Genomic DNA, 1,239 nt, shown 5'->3' with positions numbered 1-1,239 from the left:
GGTCTGGCCGATACGGCGCTGAAAACGGCCAACTCCGGCTACCTGACCCGCCGCCTTTGCGACGTGGTTCAGGATCTGGTGGTCACCGAAGAAGACTGCGGCACGCAAGAGGGTTCACTCATGCGCGCCATCGTCGAGGGCGGTGAAGTCATTGAATCGCTGCGCGACCGTATCCTCGGCCGCACGGCGGTCGAAGACATCCTGCACCCGGAAAACCGCTCGGTGCTGGCCAAGGCCGGGATCATGCTGGACGAAGACCTGATCGAAGAGCTCGAAGCAGCCGGCGTGGACGAAGTGAAAGTGCGTACTGCGCTGACCTGCGAAACCCGTTTCGGCCTGTGCGCCAAGTGCTATGGCCGGGATCTGGGCCGCGGCGGCCTCATCAACATCGGTGAAGCGGTCGGTATCATCGCCGCGCAGTCGATCGGTGAGCCCGGCACGCAGCTGACGATGCGTACCTTCCACATCGGCGGCGCCGCATCGCGCGCAGCGATTGCCTCCAGCGTCGAAGCCAAGTCCAACGGCGTGATCGGCTTCAATGCGCCGATGCGCTATGTGACCAACAGCAAGGGCGAGCTGGTCGTGATCGCCCGTTCCGGCGAGATCATCATCCATGATGAGCACGGCCGCGAGCGTGAGCGCCACAAGGTGCCTTATGGCGCCACGTTGACCGTCAAGGCCGACCAGACCATCAAGGCCGGCGCCATTCTGGCCAACTGGGATCCGCTGACGCGCCCCATCATTACCGAGTTCGCCGGCAAGGTGGCCTTCGAGAATGTGGAAGAAGGCGTGACGGTTGCCAAGCAGGTCGACGATGTGACGGGTCTGTCCACCCTGGTGGTGATCGATCCGAAACGCCGCGGCGCCACGAAGGTGATCCGCCCGCAGGTCAAGCTGATTGACGCCTCCGGCCACGAAGTCAAGATCCCCGGCACCGATCACTCGGTGACGATTGGCTTCCAGGTGGGCGCGCTGGTCCAGGTGCGCGACGGCCAGGACGTGGGCCCCGGCGAAGTGCTGGCCCGTATCCCGATCGAAGGCCAGAAGACCCGCGACATTACCGGCGGTCTGCCGCGTGTTGCTGAGCTCTTCGAAGCCCGTACGCCGAAAGACAAGGGTACGCTGGCTGAAATGACCGGTACTGTGTCCTTCGGTAAAGAAACCAAAGGCAAGGTTCGCCTGCAGATCACCGACCCTGAAGGCAAGGTCTGGGAAGATCTCGTGCCCAAGGAGAAGAAC

General features: G+C 63.2%; 1 pseudogene. It reads left to right on the top strand.

Annotation, left to right across the window (positions count from 1 at the left end):
• Positions 1-1,239 (top strand): annotated as a pseudogene (locus AC1D1Z_RS37575) (DNA-directed RNA polymerase subunit beta'); the annotation flags it as partial.

This window comes from Rhizobium sp. P1_E1, from assembly GCF_056406015.1.
This window is presented reverse-complemented; position numbering and strand designations above follow the sequence as displayed.